The sequence below is a fragment of the Reyranella massiliensis 521 genome, assembly GCF_000312425.1.
Classification (GTDB): Bacteria; Pseudomonadota; Alphaproteobacteria; order Reyranellales; family Reyranellaceae; genus Reyranella; species Reyranella massiliensis.
Genome location: NZ_HE997181.1, coordinates 3,307,117 through 3,314,748 on the forward strand (window position 1 = coordinate 3,307,117; position 7,632 = coordinate 3,314,748).

Sequence of the window (7,632 nt, forward strand, 5' to 3'; positions counted from 1 at the left end):
AGCGCACTTATTGAATGCTGCACCGCACCTAGCAAATATAGAGCCTTGAGTTACAACAATAAGTGCCGGTCTTGAAGGGTCGATATGCATCCATTGCATGACACAATATAATTTTGCATCTCGCGGATGCGAAAGAACAAATATTGCTTAATTTGCCTGTTTCCAGCACGACGCGTAGGGTCCCAAATCATCATGAGTTCCGCCCCAGACGACGTTCTTCATCTCCTCCGCCAGCGCGGGCGCAATCCCGACCCGGCTGTTCTCGATTCGCTCATGCGCGGCGTGGCGGCAGCCCCCGAAGGGCTGGCGGGGCCTGAGTGGATCGAGCTGGTAGAGCCTGGTGCCGATGCTGAACTGATCAGCGCGCTGACCAAATGGCGGGCAGAACTAGCAGAGGCCGGGGACGGTCTCGACGTCTCGCCTGCACCAGCCAACCGCCTCGGAGACCTGCGGGCCGAACTGAGGCGTCGCGGACTCGACGGCTTCGTCGTGCCGCGCGCCGACGAGCATCAGGGAGAGTACGTACCGCGCCGCTCCCAGCGCTTGGGCTGGCTCACGGGCTTCGTGGGCTCCGCCGGCCTCGCCATCGTCCTGGCCGATAAGGCGGCGATCTTCGTCGATGGTCGCTATACGCTCGCCGTGCGCGCACAGGTCGATATCGCAGCCTTCGTGCCGCACCAAGTTCCCGAAGAACTACCCGAGCAGTGGATCGCAACGAACCTGCCGCGCGGCGGCAAGCTCGGCTTCGACCCCTGGCTGCAGACGGTTGACGGTTACGAGCGTTTTGCGCGGGCCTGCCAAAGCGCCGGAGGCAGTTTTGTCTCCGTCGAATCCAACCCCGTCGACTCGGTCTGGCACGACCGGGCGCCGGCGCCGCTGGCGCCTGTCGTGCCACAGCCGGTCGAGTTCGCCGGCGAAGCGAGCGAGACCAAGCGGGCGCGCGTCGCCCAAGCCATCGCGGCCAAGGGGGCCGACGCCGCATTGATCACGGCCCCCGATTCGATCGCCTGGCTCCTGAACGTGCGCGGCGGAGACGTTCCGCGCACGCCCTTTCCGCTGGGCTTCGCCGTGTTGCACGCCGACGGCCATGTCGATCTCTACATGGACCGCCGCAAAGTGCCGGACCGTACGGCCGCCTGGCTCGGCAACGCCGTCACCCTGGCGCCGCCCGAGGAGCTAGGCAGCGCGCTCGACGCCCTCGGACAAACGGGCAAGCGCGTCCTGATCGAGGCGGCGACGGCGCCCTACTGGGCGGCCACGCGCCTTCAGGCGGCCGGCGTCACCCTCGTGCGCGATGCCGATCCGGTATCGCTGCCCAAGGCCTGCAAGAACAAGGTCGAACTGGAGGGCATCCGCAGCGCCCATCGCCGCGACGGGGTCGCCGTCAGCCGCTTCCTGGGCTGGCTCGCCCGCGAATCGAAGAGCGGCAAGCTGCGGGAAATCGAAGTTTCCGACCGCCTGCAGGCGCTGCGCGAGGAAACCGGCAAGCTGCGCGATCTCAGCTTCGACACGATCTCCGGCGCCGGGCCCAATGGCGCCATCGTCCACTACCGCGCCTCCGAAGCGACCGAGCGTCCGCTCGAACCTGGCAGCCTCTATCTGGTCGATTCGGGCGCGCAGTATCGCGACGGCACGACCGACATCACGCGCACCGTGGCGATCGGCACACCGACGCCGGAGATGCGCGACCGCTTCACCCGTGTACTCAAGGGCCATATCGCGCTGGCGACGGCGCGCTTCCCGGTCGGCACATCCGGCTCCCAGCTCGATGCGCTGGCGCGCTATGCCCTCTGGCAGGTCGGGCTCGACTACGACCATGGCACCGGCCACGGCGTCGGCGCCTATCTTTCCGTACACGAAGGGCCGCATCGCATCTCCAAGATGCCCAACACCGTGGCGCTGCAGCCCGGCATGATCGTCAGCAACGAGCCGGGCTACTACAAGGCCGGCGGATACGGCATCCGCATCGAGAACCTGATCGCGGTGAAGGAAGCCGAGATCGAGGGTGCCGACCGGCGCTATCTCGAATTCGAGACCCTGACACTTGCCCCCATCGATCTTGCCTGCGTCGAGCCGAAACTTCTGACCGATGCCGAGCGGCGGTGGCTCAATGATTATCACCGGCGCGTGCGCGAGACGGTCGAGCCCGAAACCGACGAAGCGACCCGCGCCTGGCTGGCGGAAGCGACCCGCCCGATCTGAGTTCGCCCCTGAAGCTCAGCCGGCGACGAGCTTCAGCCACTCCTCCTCGGTCATCGTCTGGACGCCGAGTTCGGCCGCCTTGCGCGCCTTGGAACCGGCATTCTCGCCGACCACCACCAGGCTGGTCTTCTTGGAGACCGAGTCCGTCACCTTGGCGCCCAGCTCCTCGGCCTGCGCCTTGGCGGCATCGCGGGTCAGGGTGGAAAGCTCGCCGGTGAAGACCACGATCTTGTCGCGCAGCTTGGCGTCGGCCGCGACGACCCGCCGTTCGACCGGCTGGACGGTGAGCTGCTTCAGGAGATCGCGAATGATCTCGACCGTATGGCCTTCGCTGAAGAAGGTGCACATCGCGTCCGCCGTGGTCACGCCGATCTGCTCGACATTGCACAGCCGGCCGTAGCTCGGACCGACCGTTTCGGCGGCCTTTTCTTTCTTTACACCGTCAGGATGTTTTTTGCGCTCCCGCGAAGCCGCCAACATCTCGGCCAGCCACGTGTCAGCATCACCATATTCCTGGGCCAGGATCTTGGCCGTGGCCTCGCCGATCAGCGGAATACCGATCGAATTGATCAGCCTGTCGAGGGAGATGGTCCGGCGCGCCTCGATTGCAGCGACCAGGTTGCGCGCCGACAGGTCGCCCCATCCTTCGCGCTTCTTGATGATGTCAACATGTGCTGTCAGGCGAAAAATGTCGCCAGGCACCTTCAGAAGGCCATCGTTGAAGAAGTTTTCGATGTGCGTGCCGCCCAGCCCCTCGATGTCGAAGCAGTTGCGCGACACGAAGTGGCGCAGGCGCTCGACCTGCTGGAAGGGGCATTCGAGCCCCCCCGAGCAGCGCCGCACGACGCCGCCCTCCTCGCTCGCCACCTTGGTCTTCAGCGGACAGGGGCAGTGCGTGGGGAAGTGGAACTTCTCGGTCTTCCTGGGCCGCTCCTCGGGCACGTAGCCCAGCACCTGCGGAATGACGTCGCCCGCCCTCTGGACGATCACCATGTCGCCGACCCGCACGTCGAGCCGCTCGATTTCGTCGGCATTGTGCAGGGTGGCACGCGCCACCATGACGCCGCCGACATTGACTGGTTCGAGATCGGCCACCGGGGTCAGGGCGCCGGTGCGGCCGACCTGGATCAGGATGTCGTTCAACCGGGTCCGCGCCTGTTCGGCCGGGAACTTATGGGCGATCGCCCAGCGCGGGGCGCGGCTCACGAAGCCCAGCCGCTCCTGCCAGTCGATCCGGTCGACCTTGTAGACGACACCGTCGATATCGTAGGGCAGCGACGGCCGCTCCTCGCCCATCTTGCGGTAGTAGGCCAGCGCCTGTTCGGCTGTCCGGCACAGCTTCGACAGCGGATTGACCCGGAAGCCCCAGTCCTTGAGGACCTTCAGATAGTCGCTGTGCGTCTTCCAGGTGCGCGGCTCGGCCTCGCCCCAGGCATAGGCGAAGAAGCGCAGCGGACGGCCCGCCGTGATCGAGGAATCGAGCTGGCGCAGCGATCCTGCGGCGGCATTGCGCGGGTTGGCGAAGATCTTGTCGCCCGCCTCCTCCTGGCGCCGATTCATCTCCTGAAACGCCTTGCGCTCCATATAGATCTCGCCCCGCACGTCGATCGCCTTTGGGGGCCTGCCCTTCAGCGTGTGCGGGATGTCCTTGACCGTTCTCAGGTTGGCGGTGACATCCTCGCCCGTCGTGCCGTCGCCTCGGGTAGCGCCGACTGTCAGCTCGCCGTCCTCGTAGCGCAGGCTGATCGACAGGCCGTCGATCTTGGGCTCGCAGGCCAGCGCGATTTCGGCGTCCTTGGCAAGGTCGATGTCGCGTTCCAGCGCCCGGCGCACGCGCTCGAGAAAGGCCTGCAGATCCTCCTCGGCGAAGGCGTTGTCGAGCGACAGCATGGGCCGTGCATGCTTTACCTTGGCGAAGGCCGTGGTCGGCATCGGCGCCACGATCTGCGTGGGGCTGAACATGTCGACGAGCTGCGGGAAGCGCTCCTCGATCGCCTTCAGGCGCTGCCGCAGCTTGTCGTAGTCGGCGTCCGAAATCTCCGGAGCGTCCTTCTCGTGATAGAGCTTGTCGTGATGCGCGATGTCCTCGGCCAGCCGCTTGTGCTCGGCCCTGGCCTGGCGCTCGGTCATCTCGTCGACCGCAAGAGCTGCCTTAAACTTCGCTGCGCGAGACATCTTCGCTCCTAGCCCGCGGTCGCCAGCAGCTTGTCTGCCGCCGCCCGCGCCTCGGCGGTGACTTCGGCGCCCGACAGCATGCGGGCGATCTCCTCGCGGCGGCCCTTGGAATCGAGCGACAGCACGTCAGTGCTGGCGGCATTGCGCGTCGTGGTCTTGCGGATCAGCCAATGCCGGTCGGCGATCGCCGCCACTTGCGGCGAATGCGTCACGACCAGCACCTGAACGTCCTTGGCCAACCGCTTCAGCCGCTCGCCGACCGCCGCGGCCGTGGCGCCACCAATACCGGAATCGACTTCGTCGAAGACGATGGTCGGCGTATCGCCCACCTTGGCCAGGCAGACCTTGAGCGCCAGCAGGAAGCGCGAGAGCTCACCGCCCGAGGCAATCTTGGCGATCGGGGCCGGCGGCGCACCGGGATTGGTCGCCACCGTGAACTGCACGCGATCGATGCCGGCAGCCGACCATTCGGCTTCCGGCAGGGAAGCGACCTCGGTCACGAACTTTGCCCGTTCGAGCTTGAGTGGGCCGAGTTCCGAGGCGACGGCTTTGTCGAGCCGGGCCGCTCCTTTGCGACGGGCGGCTGCCTGAGCCTCGGCGGCGGTCACGTAGGCGGCACGGGCCGTCTTCGCCGCCGACGCCAGCTTCTTGAGGCCGGCTTCGCCGTCGTCGAGAGCAGCTATCTGCGCCGCAAACCTCGCCGCGAGAGCAGCCAGTTCGGGGACCGTCACATGGTGCTTCCGTGCGGCGGCGCGTAGAGCGAACAGTCGTTCCTCGATCTTCTCCAGGCGCGACGGATCGAAGTCGAGGGCGTCGCGTGCCGCCTCGAGCTGCGCCTGTGCCTCCGTGGTCTCGCTCAGGGCCCGGTCGAGCGCGGACAGGGCTGCATCGAGACGTCCCGCGGCCTTGTCGACATGGCGTTCGACATGACGATGGGCGGAACGCAAGGCTGCGACGGCGCCGCGCCCCTGCTCCAGTTCGCCGAGCGCCTGCGCCACCGCCTCGCCCAGGGCGCTGCCGGCACGCATGAGTTGGCGTTCCGCGGCCAACGTTTCTTCGTCGTCGGCCTTGGGAGCCAGCGTCTCCAGTTCCTTCACCGCGTGGCGCAGAAAATCCTCGTCGCGTCGCGCCGCCTCGGCGGCGGCCAGCGCCTCGGCATGCGCCTGCTCGGCAGCCCGCCAAGCCGTCCACGCCGCCGCTACCGAAGCTGCCATCTTTTCCAGTCCGGCGAAGGCGTCGAGCGACTGGCGATGCGTTGCCGTATCGAGCAACCCGTGCTGTTCCATCTGACCCTGGATCTCGACCAACGTCTCGCCAAGTCGCCGCAGCAGCGCGACCGATGCCGGCTGGTCGTTGACGAAGGCACGGCCACGGCCATCGGCGCCGATCATACGCCGCAGGGTCAGCACGTCTTCCTGGTCGAGCCCCTGCTCGCCCAGCACGGCATGGGCCGGATGGTTTCGCGGAAGATCGAACGAGGCCGACACCGATGCCTGCGCCGCACCGCGGCGAACGGCGCCGGATTCAGCTCGCGCGCCGAGCGCCAAGCTCAACGCATCGATCAAGATCGACTTGCCGGCGCCCGTCTCGCCCGTCAGAGCGCCGAGGCCACCGCTACCGCCGCGGCTAAAATCGAGGTCGAGCTTCTCGATCAGCACAAAGTCGCGGATCGAAAGCGAGGCCAGCATGCGGTCAGAAGATGCCCGAGAACCAGCCGCCGCTCTCGTCGGGTGGCCGCGTGCCTTCGCCCGTCATCAGGAAGTAGCTGTCCTGGTACCACTCACTGCCGGGGAAATTGTAACCAAGCACGGCCGCCGCTTCCTTGGCTTCGCTCTTCACGCCAAGCGACAGGTAGCTTTCGACCAGCCGGTGCAGCGCCTCGGGAACGTGCGTAGTCGTCTGATAGCGCTCGATCACGACACGGTAGCGGTTGATAGCGCCGATATACTGCTGGTGCTGCTGGTAGTAGCGGCCGACCGACATTTCCTTGCCGGCGAGATGGTCGATGCAGAGCTCGACCTTCAGGCGCGCGTCTCGGGCGTAGGGTGAATCGGGAAAGCGGCTCACGACCTCGGCAAGGGCATCGAGCGCCTGCTGCGTCACGCGCTGGTCGCGGCCGACGTCGGAGATCTGCTCATAGAAACAGAGCGCCTTCAGGTAGTAGGCGTAGGGGAGGTCGCGGTGGCCGGGATGGAGCTGGATGAACCTATCCAGCGCGATGATGGCCTCGTCATACTTGTTCGACTCGTAGTAGGCGAACGCCGCCATGATCTGGGCCTTGGTCGCCCACACCGAATAGGGATGCTGGCGGTCGACTTCCTCGAAGTTCTTCGCAGCGCTCTTGTATTCCTGGGCGCTCAGATCATCGAGGCCGCGGTTGTAGAGTTGCTCGACCGGCTGCTCGACATAGGTCGAATTGTCGTCGGAACCGCTGCAGCCTGCGAGACCAAGGCCCGCAATGGCCAGAGCCAGTCCTGCACCGATGCTGAGAGTCCTACATCCAACCGCTTTCGACATGTCCCATCCGTCACATTTACGCCGGCCGGGTTTATATCACGCGGCGGCTAAAAAAAGAGGGGCCGAACGGCCCCTCCAGGAGATGCGTAGAGACTAACAGTACCTGCGTCAGTTGGCTTGCCGCCGCAGAAATGCAGGAATTTGCAGGTCGTCGTCATCTCGCGCCGGCTTGGTGCGCTCGGTGACGTCGAGGCTGATGGAGGTCTGCACCGGGCCCGGACGGGCTGCAGGCTGCTTGGAAGCCACCGGGACGACATTTTCCGCGACCGGACGGGCAACGGACGGCTCGACAGGCGCTGCCGGCGCAGTCGCCGGCGCTGCTGCAGGCTTCGGGGCCGAGAAGGCGCCGGTGATCCGCTGGAACAGGTTCGGCGCACGGCTTTCCGTGCCCGACCGCGCGGCCATCGGTCGCGCAACAGGTTCGGCGCGCGTCGGGGCCTTGGCGGGCGACGGACGGCTGACGCGCCAGTCGTTCTCGTCGACCAGCGGACGCTGAGCCGCCACGGGGGCCGGAGCCGGCACAGGCGCGGGTGCCGGGGCGGCCGCGACGGGAACAGGCGCCGGGGCCAGAACGGGCGCCGGAGCAGCCGGCGCCTCAACCGGCGCAGACATCACGGGAGCCGCTTCGGCGACCACGGCAGGTGCGGGCATCGGTGCCGGAGCAGGCGCTGCCACCGCGGCGATCGGCGCGGGCTCAGCGAGCGGCGGAGGCGGCGGCACGACGGTGACCGGCGGCGG

The 7,632-nt window shown here is 66.7% G+C and carries 4 protein-coding genes and 1 pseudogene; 1 reads left to right on the forward strand and 4 read right to left on the reverse strand.

What is annotated here, in order from left to right; translation table 11 throughout:
• The first annotated feature begins 192 nt into the window (after positions 1-192).
• A complete protein-coding gene (locus BN60_RS16145) occupies positions 193-2,202 on the forward strand; it encodes an aminopeptidase P family protein (protein ID WP_051150139.1) in 2,010 nt (669 codons plus the stop codon).
• 15 nt (positions 2,203-2,217) lie between these two features.
• Here BN60_RS16145 and ligA read toward each other — a convergent pair whose 3' ends face one another.
• From ligA to BN60_RS30950, 4 genes and pseudogenes are all read right to left on the reverse strand, one after another.
• Positions 2,218-4,377 (reverse strand): NAD-dependent DNA ligase LigA, encoded by a 2,160-nt coding sequence (ligA, locus tag BN60_RS16150; RefSeq protein ID WP_020697136.1) that lies wholly within the window; start codon positions 4,375-4,377, stop codon positions 2,218-2,220.
• 8 nt (positions 4,378-4,385) lie between these two features.
• Positions 4,386-6,065, reverse strand: coding sequence for a DNA repair protein RecN (gene recN / locus BN60_RS16155; RefSeq protein ID WP_020697137.1), 1,680 nt, complete (start codon positions 6,063-6,065; stop codon positions 4,386-4,388).
• A 4-nt stretch (positions 6,066-6,069) separates the two neighbouring features.
• Positions 6,070-6,894 (reverse strand): outer membrane protein assembly factor BamD, encoded by an 825-nt coding sequence (locus BN60_RS16160; protein WP_020697138.1) that lies wholly within the window; start codon positions 6,892-6,894, stop codon positions 6,070-6,072.
• Between the two features lie 108 nt (positions 6,895-7,002).
• A pseudogene (locus BN60_RS30950) lies at positions 7,003-7,632 on the reverse strand (hypothetical protein); the annotation flags it as partial.

Bases quoted from the DNA above. Each gene is read 5' to 3' on its own strand.
- BN60_RS16145 (WP_051150139.1), top strand. From the start codon at position 193: ATGAGTTCCGCCCCAGACGACGTTCTTCATCTCCTCCGCCAGCGCGGG.
- ligA (WP_020697136.1), bottom strand. From the start codon at position 4,377: ATGTCTCGCGCAGCGAAGTTTAAGGCAGCTCTTGCGGTCGACGAGATG.
- recN (WP_020697137.1), bottom strand. From the start codon at position 6,065: ATGCTGGCCTCGCTTTCGATCCGCGACTTTGTGCTGATCGAGAAGCTC.
- BN60_RS16160 (WP_020697138.1), bottom strand. From the start codon at position 6,894: ATGTCGAAAGCGGTTGGATGTAGGACTCTCAGCATCGGTGCAGGACTG.